15 protein-coding genes are annotated in these 15,640 nt (G+C 61.9%); 10 read left to right on the top strand and 5 right to left on the bottom strand.

The features are described from left to right. Window positions 1–183: 183 nt before the first annotated feature. From C934_RS0101720 to C934_RS0101735, 4 genes are all read left to right on the top strand, one after another. Window positions 184–1,068, top strand: coding sequence for a phospholipase (locus C934_RS0101720; RefSeq protein ID WP_026371492.1), 885 nt, complete (start codon window positions 184–186; stop codon window positions 1,066–1,068). A 198-nt stretch (window positions 1,069–1,266) separates the two neighbouring features. Continuing rightward, window positions 1,267–2,037, top strand: coding sequence for a triose-phosphate isomerase (tpiA, locus tag C934_RS0101725; RefSeq protein ID WP_026371493.1), 771 nt, complete (start codon window positions 1,267–1,269; stop codon window positions 2,035–2,037). 107 nt (window positions 2,038–2,144) lie between these two features. Further along, window positions 2,145–2,675, top strand: a complete 531-nt coding sequence (gene secG, locus C934_RS0101730) for a preprotein translocase subunit SecG (RefSeq protein ID WP_018854988.1) — start codon at window positions 2,145–2,147, stop codon at window positions 2,673–2,675. 140 nt (window positions 2,676–2,815) lie between these two features. Continuing rightward, on the top strand, window positions 2,816–4,444 hold the full coding sequence (locus C934_RS0101735) for a CTP synthase (protein WP_018854989.1): 1,629 nt from the start codon (window positions 2,816–2,818) through the stop codon (window positions 4,442–4,444). A 175-nt stretch (window positions 4,445–4,619) separates the two neighbouring features. Here the strand turns inward: C934_RS0101735 and C934_RS0101740 are convergent, their stop codons facing one another. Then, on the bottom strand, window positions 4,620–5,708 hold the full coding sequence (locus C934_RS0101740; RefSeq protein ID WP_018854990.1) for a citrate synthase/methylcitrate synthase: 1,089 nt from the start codon (window positions 5,706–5,708) through the stop codon (window positions 4,620–4,622). 87 nt (window positions 5,709–5,795) lie between these two features. On the opposite strand from C934_RS0101740, the gene C934_RS0101745 reads away from it, so the two are divergent. The 6 genes from C934_RS0101745 to C934_RS0101770 all read left to right on the top strand — a co-directional run bounded on the left by C934_RS0101745 (window position 5,796) and on the right by C934_RS0101770 (window position 12,622). Continuing rightward, a complete protein-coding gene (locus C934_RS0101745; RefSeq protein ID WP_018854991.1) occupies window positions 5,796–6,941 on the top strand; it encodes a citrate/2-methylcitrate synthase in 1,146 nt (381 codons plus the stop codon). Between the two features lie 108 nt (window positions 6,942–7,049). Further along, window positions 7,050–7,589, top strand: a complete 540-nt coding sequence (locus C934_RS0101750) for a FecR family protein (RefSeq protein WP_026371494.1) — start codon at window positions 7,050–7,052, stop codon at window positions 7,587–7,589. A gap of 5 nt (window positions 7,590–7,594) precedes the next feature. Continuing rightward, on the top strand, window positions 7,595–9,454 hold the full coding sequence (locus C934_RS0101755) for a CHASE2 domain-containing protein (RefSeq protein WP_026371495.1): 1,860 nt from the start codon (window positions 7,595–7,597) through the stop codon (window positions 9,452–9,454). A gap of 97 nt (window positions 9,455–9,551) precedes the next feature. Continuing rightward, window positions 9,552–11,426, top strand: coding sequence for a DEAD/DEAH box helicase (locus C934_RS0101760; RefSeq protein ID WP_018854994.1), 1,875 nt, complete (start codon window positions 9,552–9,554; stop codon window positions 11,424–11,426). Between the two features lie 54 nt (window positions 11,427–11,480). Next, entirely contained in the window at window positions 11,481–11,912 is a 432-nt protein-coding gene (locus C934_RS0101765; RefSeq protein WP_018854995.1) for a GNAT family N-acetyltransferase, read from the top strand. Between the two features lie 14 nt (window positions 11,913–11,926). Continuing rightward, window positions 11,927–12,622: a class I SAM-dependent methyltransferase gene (locus C934_RS0101770; protein ID WP_018854996.1), complete on the top strand. Its 696-nt coding sequence runs from the start codon at window positions 11,927–11,929 to the stop codon at window positions 12,620–12,622. Between the two features lie 13 nt (window positions 12,623–12,635). Here the strand turns inward: C934_RS0101770 and C934_RS0101775 are convergent, their stop codons facing one another. Genes C934_RS0101775 through trpC form a run of 4 tightly spaced genes read right to left on the bottom strand, consistent with a single transcriptional unit; the run spans window position 12,636 to window position 15,634 of the window. Beyond that, window positions 12,636–13,052: an ACT domain-containing protein gene (locus tag C934_RS0101775; RefSeq protein WP_018854997.1), complete on the bottom strand. Its 417-nt coding sequence runs from the start codon at window positions 13,050–13,052 to the stop codon at window positions 12,636–12,638. 50 nt (window positions 13,053–13,102) lie between these two features. Continuing rightward, window positions 13,103–14,326 carry a molybdopterin molybdotransferase MoeA gene (locus tag C934_RS0101780; RefSeq protein ID WP_018854998.1) on the bottom strand — a complete coding sequence of 408 codons (1,224 nt, stop codon included), beginning with the start codon at window positions 14,324–14,326 and terminating at the stop codon, window positions 13,103–13,105. Next, entirely contained in the window at window positions 14,323–14,820 is a 498-nt protein-coding gene (gene moaC / locus C934_RS0101785; protein WP_018854999.1) for a cyclic pyranopterin monophosphate synthase MoaC, read from the bottom strand. The genes C934_RS0101780 and moaC overlap by 4 nt, the downstream gene beginning before the upstream one ends. A 1-nt stretch (window position 14,821) precedes the next feature. Next, complete coding sequence (gene trpC / locus C934_RS0101790) at window positions 14,822–15,634, bottom strand: indole-3-glycerol phosphate synthase TrpC (RefSeq protein WP_018855000.1); 813 nt, start codon at window positions 15,632–15,634, stop codon at window positions 14,822–14,824. Window positions 15,635–15,640: the final 6 nt, after the last annotated feature.

A 15,640-nucleotide genomic window follows, 5' to 3' on the forward strand; every position in this document is an offset into this window, starting at 1 on the left:
GGGCCTTACGCCAAGCCTGACCCAAAATCACCGCATTTGATGTCACGTTTGCGAATCAGGCAGATTCTGCCAGAAAGCGCCTCGTTACGCGACGCCGCCCGATCAGGCGGACTTCCTTAGGAAGTGGTTTGCGTTGGCGGGCGTGGAATGGCAAGCGGCCAGAAGGCTCAGGGAACCATGCTCATGCGAATGTCCACAAGTCATTGCACCATTATTACCGCAATTGCGGCCTTTTTCCTGACGACGACGGCAAGCGGCCGAGCGGCCGAGAGCCTGCCGCCCTTTAAGGACGAGCTCTTCTCCACACAAAATGTGCTGCGGACGAGCGATAATGGCGCCCTTGACGTCATCGAATACGACGAGATGCGGGACATCAACGGCCGCGATCAGATACCCCAAAAGCGCGCCCAACAAAAATACGTGTCTCTCGGCGTCAAAAGGCAGCAGTCGGACGAGACCTTGCAGCTTGGTTCGCAAAGACTCGACGTCACCAGGGTGGGACAAAGCTCGGGAGCGGCATTTACGGTCATTTTCATTCACGGTCGTAACGGCGACCGGCGCCTGGGCGTGAACGACTACAGTTTCGGGGGCAACTTCAATCGCCTGAAAAACCTGGTCGCCGGCAATGGCGGTGTCTATTATTCCCCGACGGTCAAGAGCTTCGACAGCGATGGCGTCGCCGCGATCAAAGGGCTGATCCGCTACGCTTCCCAGCAGTCGCCCGGCAAGCCGGTCATTCTGGCGTGTGCGTCGATGGGCAGCCAGGTCTGCTGGGGCTTGAGCCGTGACCCCGCGAGCGTGAAAGCCCTCAAGGGAATGGTGATCCTCAGCGGTGTTACCGATCCGGACTTCAGCAAGAGCCCGTCCTTCAAGGCCAAACTGCCGCTTTGGTTCGCGCATGGCAGCCGGGATCCGGTCTATGCAGCGACAGACCAGCAGGCACTCTTCGAAAAACTGCTGAAGGGGGATTACCCTGCACATTTCACGCTCTATCAGACGGGAAATCACGGAACACCGATCCGGATGATCGACTGGCGCCGCACGCTGAACTGGATATTGGGTTCGTGACGACAGCCTAAGTCGCCTGACCGCCGGGCGAGCGTCATGGCGGCCGCCTGGTCTATGATTTTCAGCAACATGGGCTCCGAATTTTAAGCATTTGCGCGACAAAAGGCCGTTATTTCCGTTAGGGAAGGTGCCCAAACCTTTTCATTGATCCCCGCTTTTGCTAAGGCCCCACGATACGTGGAAGATGGGAAGGCTGGCATGACACCTGACGTGCGTCCGCTTGTGGCGGGAAACTGGAAAATGAACGGCACGCGTGCCTCCCTCGACCAAATCAAGGCAATCGCCGAAGGTGTTCAGGGGCCACTTTCCGATAAGGTGGAGGCGCTGATCTGCCCTCCGGCAACGTTGCTTTATGTCGCCACTGCGCTCTGCACCGACAGCCCGCTGGCGATCGGCGCACAGGACTGCCACCAGAAGCCCTCGGGCGCCCACACCGGCGATATTTCGGCCGAAATGATCGCAGACTGCTTCGGCACTTACGTGATCGTCGGACATTCGGAGCGTCGCACCGACCATGCCGAGACCGACCATCTTGTTCGCGCCAAAGCGGAGGCTGCGTTCGCGGCCGACCTGACGGCAATCGTGTGCATCGGCGAAACGGCGGACGAACGCAAGGCAGGCCAGACCCTCGACATCATCAAGCGTCAGCTTTCCGCCTCGGTGCCGGATAGCGCGACGCCGGAGAATGCCGTCATTGCCTACGAGCCCGTCTGGGCGATCGGCACCGGCGTTACCCCAACCGTGGAAGACGTAGAGAAGGCGCACGCCTTCATGCGTTCCGAGCTCGTCGCCCGCTTCGGGGCGGCTGGCAAGAAGATCCGCATCCTCTATGGCGGCTCGGTCAAGCCAAGCAATGCAAGGGAGTTGATGGGCGTCGCGAATGTCGATGGCGCACTGATCGGCGGTGCAAGCTTGAAAGCGGCCGATTTCCTCGCCATCTACGGCGCATACGGAGCGCTGGTTGCTTAGAGCCGTGTATATTCCGAGCCTAAGGGCTTGGAATAGCGGATCACCTCATGTAAAGAGCGCCAGAATTTTACTTTATGCCCGCCGCGCGCGTGGGCAGGACTGGACCCATGCAGACCGTTTTGATTGTCATCCATCTCATGATCGTGCTGGCGCTTGTCGGCGTCGTGCTCATTCAGCGCTCGGAAGGCGGCGGCCTCGGCATCGGCGGCGGCTCGGGCTTCATGTCTGCCCGTGGCACGGCCAATGCGCTGACGCGCACGACCGCGATCCTGGCGACGCTGTTCTTCATCACGTCGCTCGGCCTCGGCATTCTCAACCGCTATGAAAGCCGTCCGACGGATATTCTGAACCGTATTCCGGCGACGAGCGGTGAGGGCAAGGGTATTCTCGACTCGCTCGGCGGCCAGAACGGCAATGCCGCTCCGGCTGCACCGGCCGCGCAGAACAACAACGGCGTTCCGACCGGCGGTGAGACCGCTCCGGCTCCGGCAGCAACCGCGCCGGCGGCTCCGGCAGCAACTGCTCCGGCCGCACCGGCACCTGCCGAAACGGCTCCGTCTACTCAAACTGCTCCGGCAGCACCGCAGGCGGCTACGCCTTCCGCTCCGGCGCCCGCCACCGTCCCAAGCGGACAGTAAGCGGCACACAGCATCAACCGCCGGCAGGCCCTCGGGTCTGCCGGTTTTCTTTTGTTCAGATTCCGCGCTGGCACCAAAAGTTCTGGAAAAGAATTTTTGGGCTGGTGGAATCGTTTTTGAAAAGGTATCCGGTGACTCCCATGGCGCGATACGTATTTATCACTGGCGGCGTGGTTTCCTCTCTCGGTAAAGGAATTGCGGCCGCGGCTCTCGGAGCGTTGCTGCAGGCCCGTGGTTATCGGGTGCGGCTTCGCAAACTCGACCCCTATCTGAACGTGGACCCGGGCACCATGAGCCCGACCCAGCACGGCGAAGTCTTCGTCACCGATGACGGTGCCGAAACGGATCTCGATCTCGGCCACTACGAGCGCTTTACCGGGCGTTCGGCGACCAAGACCGACAACATCACCACCGGACGCATCTACAAGAACATCATCGACAAGGAACGCCGCGGCGACTATCTCGGCGCGACCGTTCAGGTCATTCCGCACGTCACCAACGAGATCAAGGACTTCGTCACCGAAGGCAACGGCGACTACGACTTCGTCATCTGCGAGATCGGCGGCACGGTCGGCGATATCGAGGCGATGCCGTTCATGGAAGCGATCCGCCAGCTCGGCAACGACCTGCCGCGCGGCACTGCGATCTACGTCCACCTGACGCTGATGCCGTATATTCCGGCTGCCGGCGAACTGAAGACCAAGCCAACCCAGCACTCCGTCAAGGAACTGCAGGCGCTCGGCATTCATCCGGACATCCTGCTGGTGCGCGCCGACCGCGAAATTCCGGAAGCGGAACGCCGCAAGCTGTCGCTCTTCTGCAACGTCCGTCCGTCCGCGGTGATCCAGGCGCTCGACGTCGCCAACATCTACGACGTCCCGATGGCCTACCACAAGGAAGGGCTCGACAACGAAGTGCTGGCAGCCTTCGGCATCGAGCCGGCACCTAAGCCCCGCCTTGACCAATGGGAAGAGGTCTGCAACCGCATCCGCACGCCTGAGGGCGAGGTCACGATTGCCATCGTCGGCAAGTACACCGGCCTCAAGGATGCCTACAAGTCGCTGATCGAAGCGCTGCATCACGGCGGCATTGCCAATCGCGTCAAGGTCAACCTGGAATGGATCGAATCTGAGGTCTTCGAAAAGGAAGACCCGGCGCCGTATCTCGAGAAGGTCCATGGCATCCTCGTTCCCGGCGGGTTCGGCGAGCGCGGCTCGGAAGGCAAGATCCATGCGGCCCGCTTCGCACGCGAACGGAAGGTACCGTATTTCGGGATCTGCTTTGGCATGCAGATGGCCGTCATTGAAGCCGCCCGCAACCTTGCCGGCGTGGAAAGCGCCTCGTCGACCGAGTTCGGCCCGACGAAGGAGCCCGTTGTCGGCCTGATGACCGAATGGGTGAAGGGCAATGAGCTGCAGAAGCGCACGGAAGCGGGCGATCTCGGCGGCACGATGCGCCTCGGCGCCTACAAGGCTGCGTTGAAGAAGGATACGAAGATCTCGGAGATCTACGGTTCGACCGATATTTCCGAGCGCCATCGCCATCGCTACGAAGTCAACATCGACTACAAGGACCGTTTGGAAGACTGCGGTCTCGTCTTTTCGGGAATGTCACCGGACGGTGTACTGCCCGAGACGATCGAGTATGCTGAGCATCCCTGGTTCATCGGCGTTCAGTACCATCCGGAACTGAAGAGCCGTCCTCTCGACCCGCATCCGCTCTTCGCAAGCTTCATCGAAGCCGCAACCGAACAGAGCCGCCTGGTCTGACCTTCAAGAGGCCGCCTCAACGAGGCGGTCGCCTCAACGAGGCGGCCTTTTTAATTGCCGAGAGACACTTAGCAATTTGCGGCCTATCTCAGCGGTTAGAGGCTTCCCCGCACCGAGACCCACTATAAACGATATGCCGGCGGCTGGGACCGCCGGTTCTTCTTATTGTCGATGCTCACGCCGCCTGCGGCACCGGCCCGACATAGATCGACCGAGGACGGATCAATCTGCCTTCCAGCGCCTGCTCGCGCGCATGCGCGATCCACCCCACGGTCCGGCCGATCGCGAATACGCCGGTGAATGATTCGCGCGGAAAGCCCAGTGCATCGAGCAATAAGGCGGTGTAGAACTCGACGTTGACGTCCAGCGGCCGGTCTGGCTTGCGCTCCCTCAGGACAGCAAGCGCCGCACGTTCGACGGCTTCCGAGAGCTCCACGCGCTGGCGATCGACCTGCCCAGCCAAGACGAGCGGTCGCAGCGCCTTCTTCAATGCATCGGCGCGCGGATCACGCACCCGGTAAATGCGGTGACCGAAGCCCATCAGGCGTTCGCCGCGATCCAATGCTCGACCGAGCCACCCGCGCGCATTCTCGCTGACTCCGATCTCATCGAACATATCGAGCACAGGCCCCGGCGCGCCGCCATGCAAAGGTCCTTTAAGCGCACTTATCGCCGCGAGCACTGATGAAGTGAGGCCGGCCCGCGTCGAGGCGATGACGCGCGAAGCGAAGGTCGAGGCGTTCAAGCCATGGTCGGAAATGGTCACAAGATAGGCGTCGAGAGCAGCCTTCTGCTCCGCACTCGGCATCCTGCCTGTGAGCATGCGCAGGATGTCGGCTGCCTGGGGTAGCGAAGCGTCCGGGGCCACGGGTTCGTTGCCGGCCTGCAGACGGAGTATCGCCGGCAGGAAAACTGCGGGCGCTGCCAGCAATCGAAGCGCCGCTTCGAAGTCCTCGCCATCTGGCAGGCGAGCGATGAGAACGCGCATCGCGTCCACTGGCGGCAAGGCCAGCAGGTCCGATTGGAGGGCCGCCACATGGGCAAATATGCGCACCCGCATTTCACCCAACCAATCGCCGAGTTCTGCAGGACCAAAATGCCGTTCCGTCAGGCCGTCGAGCAACAGCGCGGCAACACTTTCATAGGTTGCTGTCGATACGAGATGATCGAGCGACACGCCACGGATGATCAGGCGGCCCGCTTCGCCGTCGACATCGGAGAGGCGCGTTTCCGCTGCGATAACATCTTCCAAACCGTTTTTCATGGTGTTTTCTCCTTTACGTGCAACAGGATCAAGCTTAGATTGATTGACGTCAATCTTGATGCAATTGATCAATGTAAAGAGGACGAAATGTCTTGGCTGACAGCCGAGCAGGCGCTCGAAAAACTCGGAACCAAGCCACAAACGCTGTACGCCAATGTGAGTCGCGGCCGTATCCGGGCCAAAGCAGATGCCAGCGATCCACGGCGAAGTCTTTACAATGCCGCCGACGTCATGCGGCTTGCCGAACGTCACGCTGGCCGGCGAAAGACCGAGACAGTTGCGGCAGACGCTATCCAATGGGGCGATCCCGTGTTGCCATCTGCCATTTCCACCATCCTGGAGGGCCGACTCTACTATCGCGGCCGTGATGCGGCGACTTGGGCGGAACATGCGACGCTCGAGGAGACCGCGGCACTTCTGTGGAAGTCCGGACCGATTGCAGCCGCAACAGGCGAGGCTTCTGAAACGACACCGTCGTTAGAGCGGGCATTTGTTTTGCTCGCACAGCGCGTGACCCACGACTTACCGACTCTCGGAAGGGCGCCCAAGGTACTGCAAGCCGAAGCAAACAGCATTCTTTCGACCGTGGCCAGTGCCCTTGCTCCAGATGCGGCGGCTTCCCCATTGCATCTGCGCCTCGCCACCAGCTGGTCCAGGCCAGAAGCCGCCGATTGCATCAGGCGCGCACTTGCGCTCCTTGCCGATCACGAACTCAACGCGTCGACCTTTGCCTCGCGAGTGGCTGCTTCTTCAGGCGCAACGCTATCGGCCGCGGTCCTGTCGGGCCTATCGACCTTGAGCGGACCGCTCCACGGTGGCGCCTGGCAGGGCGTCGCCTCGTTGATCGCAGAGGTCGAAGCGCTCGATGCCAGTCAAGCAATACGGCAGGCGTTGACACAGGGAAGACCGCTGCCGGCGTTCGGCCATCCTCTGTATCCGGATGGAGACACCAGGGCAAAGGCGCTGATGGCTCAGTTCGCCTTGCCACCGAGCTACGCCGAACTGGCGACCGCGGGACAAGAGATCATCGGGGAAGGCGTCAACATCGATTTCGCGCTGACAGCCATGAGCGCCGCCTTCGATCTTCCCGATAATGCGCCCCTCGTGATTTTCGCGCTCGCGCGAACCGTCGGGTGGCTCGCTCATGCCATGGAGCAGATCGAGAGCGGCCACCTTATTCGCCCGAGGGCGCGCTATACTGGACCGGCAATCGAAAGACCGCTTAAGACATAGACAATGTCGGATAGGCGTTGACGTTTTGACATGCGTGCTGCAGCTATCAGCGTATGATGCCGTCGCACGCCCGGGCTGTCCGGCCATGCATTCAGGTAGGGGACGAATATGCTTGTGAACTCCAGAATGCTCCTGGCGCTGGCCGCGTGGGCAAGCGCTGCCTGTCTATTCAGCTCAGATCCGGCACTTGCGCAAGCGAACGGATGCACGATGGCGCGCGTGGCGGGAACGGCGCGACAGATCATGCGGTGCGCGGATGGCGTGACAATCACCGCCGAGGCTGGGGCTCGCTTCAACGTCGTCGACCGCAATCACGACGGGCGACCGGACACGGTCTCGTTGCGCAACAAGGCCGTGCTCGTCGATGTCGACCGGGCGCGGCACCCGGACGGATTCGAGGTCGTCACACCACAGGCAATTGCCGCCGTCCGCGGCACACGTTGGGCTGTCGATGTCAAGAACAGCACGACCTCTGTCTTAGTCGTACGCGGACGCGTAGCGGTCGGCCGTCCTTCGGCAGGAGCAGCAGCACGCGTCGTGCTGAATGTAGGCGAGGGTGTTGATGTCGCGCCAGGAAGCGCGCCACTCGCCGTCCGCCGATGGCCGCCGGCCCGCAGTGCGGCCCTGCTCGCGCGGCTCGGCCAATAACGCCGATGCAGGGCAGACGGCTCCTGGTCACGATTGCACTGCTGCTCTCCGCGCTCTGGGGCGGCCTCCTCGGCTATATGCATCTTTCGGGAAGCATGAGTTTCCTCGACCGCCTCGAAGCTTCCCTTACTGACGTGCGAAGCACGGTAATCGGCGCAAAGGAGCCTCCGCCGATTACCAGCATTGTTGCGATTGACGACCAGACTGCCGTCGACAACGGCTATCCTCTCAATCGGGCAACACTTGCCCGCGTGGTTGCCGCCGTCGGCGCCTTGAAACCGAAGGTCATCGCACTTGATCTTTTGCTGGTTGATCCCGGACCAGAAGAGGGAGATGCGGCGCTTGCCTTGGCTCTCCATCAGAGCCCCAGCGTGATCGCCGCCGCCGGCGTCTTCCCGAAAGACACACAGGCGGTCGATCGTGACGCCAATGATCCGCTGGCAGCGATACCGGCAGCCAGCCAGATGCTGTTGCCTCTAAGTCGCTTTTCCGACGTTGCTGCCATTGGCGTCGTCAACGTCGCCACCGACGAGTCGGGCACACCGCGTTTCATTCCGCTGATCTCGCGTGGCGGCGCACGAGTCGATGCCTCATTTCCGTTGCGGGTGGCGTCACTTGCACTGGGTATCAATCCGGCATTCTCGCCTGGCGGACTTGCACTCGGCGACCGGCATCTGCCGACCGACGACGGGCAGCGCCTGCCGATCACCTTCTATGGTCCACGCGGCGCCATTCCAACTTTCAGCGCGGCGGATGTGCTGGCCGGCAAACTCCCCGCCAAGGCAATAGAGGACAAGATCGTCGTGATCGGCTCCACGGTGACGGGCGGTGGCGACGTCTTCCCAACCCCATTCGATCCGGTATTGCCGGGCGTCGAGGTGATGGCGACGGCAGCGACGCATCTGATTGCCGGCGACGGCATCATCAGGGACCGCAATGTGCGCCTGCTCGATTCGCTGATCGCGGTGGGTCTGCCGGTGCTATTGATCAGCCTGCTTGCGTGGCGACGCAGCGCCATCGGCTACGCTATCATTGCGTCGGCGGCCCTCGCATGGGCCGCCCTGAACGTTGTCGCCTTCGCGCACGGCTATTGGTTCAGTGCGGCCTTGCCAATCGCAGCGGCGCTGCCACCCGTGCTGCTTTTCGGCGCCGCCGAGATCTGGATGGATCGTCGCCAGGCCGCACACTTTGCGGCGCAAAGCGATCTCCTGCAGCGCATCGAGGCCCCGGGCCTGGGAGAGTGGCTCGCCCGCGATCCCAACTTTCTCGCAAAGCCGGTCCGGCAAGACGCCGCAGTCGTCTTCATCGACCTCTCCGGCTTCACGGGCTTGAGCGAAGCAATCGGCGCGACGAATGTCCGCGAAGTTCTCAGCGACTTTTTTGAACTGGTCGACGAAGAGGCGCGCTCGCACGGCGGCGCGGTCACCAGCTTCATGGGTGATGGAGCGATGATTCTTTTCGGCTTGCCGCAACCGGCCGATGACGATGCCGCGCGAGCCGCCGCGTGCGCCGTTCGCCTGTGCGGGCGAATGCGTCCCTGGCTTGCAATACATCCCGCGCTGAGCGGCCGAAAGACTGGTTTCAAGGTTGGAGCTCATTGCGGTCCGGTCGTTGCCTCGCGCCTAGGAACCGGCAGCCGCCAGCAGATTACCGCAACCGGTGACACCGTGAATGTCGCCAGCCGCCTGATGGAGGTCGCGGCAGAGCGTGGTGTCGAACTGGCGTTGAGCGCCGCACTGATGAAGGCGGCAGGCGCCGATAGCGCGCCGCTTCGCGCCGGCCGGCTCGAGGGCCCTGCAAAAGCACGCATTCGTGGCAGAAGCGAAGGCATCGACGTGTGGCTATGGCAGGGACATCCGCTTTGACATTTGCCGCCTGACCAAGTAGGAACGGCCAACTTCTCCACCGGCAATTGCCGGCCAGGGCGCAACATGCGCGTGAGACTTCCGAAAGATAGACAACATGACAGATTTTAACGGCGTCGTTCCGGCGATCGCCAAGGCGTTGGTGAAGCGCGGTTACACCGAGCTGACGCCGGTTCAAAAGTCCATGCTCGACCCGGCGCTCGCCGCGTCGGACGCCCTCGTTTCGGCCCAGACCGGCTCCGGCAAGACCGTAGCCTTCGGCCTCGCGCTGGCGCCGACGCTGCTCGAGGACGCGGAACGCTTTGGCCCTGCAGCCGAACCGCTGGCTCTTGTGATCGCACCGACCCGCGAACTCGCGCTGCAGGTCAAGCGCGAACTCGAATGGCTTTATGAAGCGACGGGCGCGCTGATTGTCAGCTGCGTCGGCGGCATGGACATCCGCAGCGAGCGCCGTGCGCTGGAGCGTGGCTCCCATATCGTTGTCGGCACTCCCGGTCGCCTCTGCGATCATATCAGGCGCAATGCGCTCGACATTTCCGGCCTCAAGGCTGTTGTACTTGATGAAGCCGATGAAATGCTCGATCTCGGCTTCCGCGAAGATCTGGAGTTCATTCTGGATTCCTCCCCCGATGACCGTCGCACGCTGATGTTCTCGGCGACGGTTCCGGCAGCCATCGCGAAACTCGCGAAGAGCTATCAGAAGAACGCTGTCCGGATCGCAACGGCCACCGAGGAAAAGCAGCACGGCGACATCGAATACCGGGCTCTTGTCGTGTCGCCGAGCGACCGCGAGAACGCGATCATCAATGTCCTGCGCTACTACGAAGCGACCAACGCCATCGTATTCTGTTCGACGCGCGCGGCGGTGAACCATCTGACGGCCCGCTTTCACAATCGCAACTTCAACGTCGTCGCCTTGTCGGGCGAGCTGACGCAGAACGAGCGCAGCCATGCGCTGCAGGCAATGCGGGATGGACGCGCCCGGGTCTGCATCGCAACGGATGTCGCCGCCCGCGGTATCGACCTGCCGGGTCTTGACCTTGTTATTCATGCCGACCTGCCGACCAATCCCGAAACCCTGCTTCATCGCAGCGGCCGCACCGGTCGCGCCGGCCGCAAGGGCGTCAGCGCGCTGATCGTGCCGCTGAACCTCCGCCGCAAGGCAGAGCGTCTTCTCGACAACGCCGGCATCTCGGCCGCCTGGGCTCGTCCACCGTCAGCGGAGGAGGTCACAGCACGTGACGAAGTCCGTCTGCTTGCCGACCCCATCTTTGATGAAGCCTCGAGCGAGGAAGCCCAGGACCTGGTCAAGCGGCTTCTCGATACGCATGGCGCCGAAAAGCTCGCTGCTGCCTTCGTCAACCTCTATCGTTCGAACCAGTCCGCGCCGGAGGATCTCATCGAGGTCTCGGTCCAGGACAGCCGTGGCGGCAAGCGCCGCGAGCATGCCGAGAGTTTACGGGAGCCTTATCAGAAAGGTCCGCGCGACGACTTCGGCGCGAGCGTCTGGTTTTCGATTTCGGTCGGTCGCAAGCAGAATGCAGAGCCGCGATGGTTGATCCCGATGCTTTGTCGGAACGGCAATCTGACCAAGCGCGAGATCGGCGCGATCAAGATGCAGCCCGAGGAAACCTACGTCGAGATTTCCGCGGCCAGCGCCGACAGCTTCCTGCAGTCGATCGGTCCAAACAAGACGATGGAGCGCGGCATCCGCGTGACGCCGCTGAACGGCACGCCTGAATTCAGCAAACCTGCCGCCGCAAAACCCTATGCCGGCAAGAAGGCCTTTGGCGAGCGTCGTGAATTCACGGATGAGCGCCCCAAAGGCAATTTCCGCAAGGAAGCCCGCGGCGAGGGCGGGAGCGACGAGCGACGCGACTCGAAGCCTTGGGGCAAGAAGCCGGGCAAGCCGAAGTTCGAGGGCAAGGGCGGCAGCGGCCCTAAGCCCAAGTTCTCGAAAAAGAAGGCATAATGATCCCACCGGCGGCGCAGCCTTGCGTCGCCGCTTGAACCCGCGGAGAGGACAATGGCAGATACCATCGTTTTAACGGTTCCTGTTTTCAGTACCCTTTGCAATGAGGCGTTCAAGCTCCGGCGCACGGTCTTTGTCGCCGAACAGAATGTACCCGCCGATGAAGAATTCGATGCGCTTGATCTTACTGCGCATCATGTCGTCGCGGTTGCAGGCGGTGAGGTCTGCGGGACGCTCCGGATCATCCATGCGAACGAGCATGTGAAGATAGGCCGCGTCGCCGTCGGCAAGGCATGGCGCGGACATGGTGTCGCAAGCGCGATGTTGACCTATGCGATGAACGAGCACCGATCTGCCCGTGAGAACCGGTTTTATCTGACGGCACAAAGCGATAAAATAGCACTCTACGAACGCTTCGGATTTGCCGCCTTCGGCGACGAATTCCCTGATGGCGGCATACCGCATCTGGCGATGAAGAATTATTGATCCGGCCGAGCGGAATGAGCGGACACCGCCATCCTGAGGCTGAACCAAATCGCGATGCTTTCTTTCCGCGGGATGTCCGCGCCTTTATCGTCGAAAACCTTCACCTGAAACCCGCACCCGGCCTGCAGGAGATAGTTCTCTACACGGCTCATCCCGGCAGTGGGCTGTCGCGCCTCAGAACCAGCGACGCGGAGGATGCGCCGCCGTACTGGGCCTACAACTGGGCTGGTGGAACGCTGCTCGCTCGGCATATTCTGAATTATCCGGACATCGTTAGTGGCCGCCGCGTCCTCGATCTCGGCGCAGGGTCCGGCATCGTCGGGATCGTGGCCCGAAAATGCGGAGCATCCCTCGTGATCGCAGCCGAGATCGACACGAACGCTATCGCGGCGATCGGCCTCAACGCGGCAGCGAACGGCGTCGCGATCGAAGTGACGAGCGCTGACGTGCTTGCCGGCCCACCGCCGGATGTCGATGTCATCCTCGCTGGGGACGTCTTCTACAATCCCCAGCTTGCCGGGAGGGTTTTGCCGTTCCTTGCGGCCAGTCGCAAGGCAGGCGTCGATGTGCTCATCGGAGATCCACGCAGGCAGTCGCTGCCACTCGCAGCCCTAAACCTAGTCGCTGAATACGCTGTCCCCGATTTCGGCGACGGTTCGACCGGGCAGGGGGCGATCGGCGGGGTGTTCACTCTGGCGGACGCCCGCTGATCAAAGACGGCGTTTAGGCCGACGACGTTTCTTGTAGTTTAAGCAAGATCTCGAGCGCCAAATCCGCCATGGCGACTGGAACGAAGACATGATCGTGATGGTAGGCCGCTACCATGTTGCACGGGATTGAGCGGGCTGCCAACGCAGAAGCAACCGCGGCCGTCAGGCCGACACCTTCCAGCGACGAAAAGACTTCAAGAACGATACGCCGCATCGGCGCATCGCAATTAAAGCCGAGTTCCGCAGCTCGGCCTCTCGAGAGGATCAGGGAGGTCCCTTCGTGCTCGCGAAACCATGCAAGAGCATCGGGAACAGCAAGCTGTGCCACATCCTCGTCTGAGGTCACGCAGAATACGAACTCGCCATCCATGAGCGCAGGCGTCATGCGCGAAAGCATGGCCTGTGTGTCTTTGACAGCCTCCTTCGTCATCTCAATCCTGCTTTCTGTTCCCAGGAAACAATCAGGGCAGGCTCGACGACTCAGCCCAGAAGATCAGGCCTCAGCATTATCACCGGGCAGGGACTTCCGGCGGGCAGTTCCGGTGCATGCGGTGGACGAACGATCAAGCAGTCGGACTCGGCGAAGATCTTCATCATGGACGAGTCCTGCTTGGTGAACGGCTTTGTCGCCAGCGCGCCGGATGACGATCGCGACAGCGTGGCTCGGACGTAGTCCTGCCGCTGGTCGTTGGCACGAAGCGTCGCAGCCGCTTCTACGGTCGCCTCGCGTCTGACTGGTGGCAGCGAGGCCAGTTTCCGGATCAACGGTTCAAGGAACAGGATCCCGCAGACTAGGCTCGACACCGGATTACCAGGCAGGCCAATGACATGGGTTTCGCCGAGGCTGCCGACCATCAAGGGTTTGCCCGGGCGCATGGCAATCCGCCAGAAATCGAGCTTCATGCCCGATGCGAGCAGCGTTGCCTGCACCAGATCATGGTCGCCCACCGACGCTCCGCCGAGCGTCACGATGACATCGACCTCGGCCCGCGTTGCGCGCTCGACCGCCGCCGAAATCGCGGCTTTGTCGTCGGGGACGATTCCGAGGTCAAGAACCTCGGCTCCCGCCTTGCGGGCCATGGCAGCGATGCCAAAGGTGCTAGACGCAATGATCTGCGCGGGAGCGGGCGAGCTTCCAGGTGGCAACAATTCGTCGCCGGTCGCAAGCAACGCAACCACCGGCTTGCGCCGGACCTCAAGGGTCGCGTGGTTCATTCCGGCCGCCACGGTCAGGCGAGAGAAGTCCAATACAGTGCCGGCCTTCAGCACCGCTTCGCCTTCGAGAAAGTCCTGGCCGCGAGGCCGGACGTGCTGGCCGGGACGAACTGCAAAGGTCGTGCGGATGCCACCCTCGATTTTTTCCGCATCCTCCTGCAGCAAGACGCTATCCGCACCGGACGGAACCGGGGCGCCGGTGAATATACGGACGGTCTCGCCCTTGCCGACAACGCCCTCAAACCCGTGCCCGGCGGACGAAATCCCTATGAGCTTCAACTGACTGCCGGGCTGAGGGGCGTCGTCACCGCGCAAGGCGTACCCATCCATCGCTGACGCGTCGAAAGGCGGCTGGGTCAACCGGGCTGCAACATCGGTCGCGAGCACACGACCGTCGGCCTCCGGCAAGGGGACTGTTTCAAGGGTCTCGATTGGCTCAGCACGCGACAGCAGGCGATCCTGCGCCTCAGCAACCGGCAGCAAGCTCATTTGCCGTACTCCGGATGACGAAAGTCTCCAGACTTGCCGCCAGATTTTTCGAGTAGCCGGATGCCTCCGATTTCCATGGCCTTATCGGCGGCCTTGGCCATGTCGTAGATCGTCAGGCAGGCGACGGAAACGGCTGTCAGGGCTTCCATTTCGACGCCCGTCTTGCCCGTCAGCTTTGCCGTTGCGGTGACGCGCAAGCCAGGGAGATCGGCATCCTCCGTGATGTCGACCGAGACTTTCGTCAACATCAGGGGGTGGCAGAGCGGGATGAGGTTGCTCGTCTGCTTGGCCGCCATGATGCCGGCAAGGCGCGCCGTGCCGATCACGTCGCCCTTTTTCGCGTTGCCCGCGCGAATGAGATCGAGCGTTGCCGTCGCCATCCGCACGTGCCCCTCGGCGGTCGCGATCCTTGTGGTTTCGGCCTTATCGCCGACATCGACCATATGCGCCTCGCCGGAGGCATCAATGTGGGTGAGACCGGATTGGCCGCTCATATCACTCGGCCGCCTGAGCGGCTTCGGCGAATAGGAGCGCGCGCGTCGCCGCCGTAACATCTTCTTTGCGCATCAGGCTCTCGCCAACCAGGAACGTGTTGATGCCTACCGCCTGTAGGCGCTTGCAATCCGCGTTCGTGAATATGCCGCTTTCGCCAACCAACAGGCGATCCTCTGGAACCATCGGCGCCAGCTTTTCGCTGACTTCGAGGCTGACTTCGAATGTCCGCAGATTGCGATTGTTGATGCCAACGAGCGGGGAGGAGAGCTTCAGCGCACGCTCCATTTCCTCGGCATCGTGAACTTCCACCAGTACATCCATGCCGAGGCCGAAGGCCTCATCCTCGAAACGGTTTGCATCGTCATCGGAAAGCGACGCCATGATCAGGAGAATGCAATCGGCACCCCAGGCGCGGGCTTCTTGCACCTGATAGGTCTCGAACATGAAGTCCTTGCGCAGCGCCGGCAGCGAACAGGCGGCACGTGCCGCCATCAGAAATTCCGGCGCGCCCTGGAAACTTGGCGTGTCCGTCAACACCGAAAGACATGCCGCGCCTCCGAGTTCATAGGCCTTGGCCAGCGACGGCGGGTCGAAGTCGGGTCTGATCAGTCCTTTGGAAGGACTGGCCTTCTTGATCTCGGCGATCAGGCCGTACTGGCCGGCCTCACGTTTTGCAACGAGCGAGCGGTGGAAGCCGCGCGGCGCCGATTGATCCGCCTGCATCGCCTTCAGGTCGGCCAGCGACACTTTCGTCTTTGCGGCGGCGATCTCTTCCCGCTTGTATAGTTCGATTTTCTTCAGGATGTCGGTCATGGCTCT

This window comes from Rhizobium sp. 42MFCr.1, assembly GCF_000377185.1.
Lineage (GTDB): Bacteria > Pseudomonadota > Alphaproteobacteria > Rhizobiales > Rhizobiaceae > Rhizobium > Rhizobium altiplani.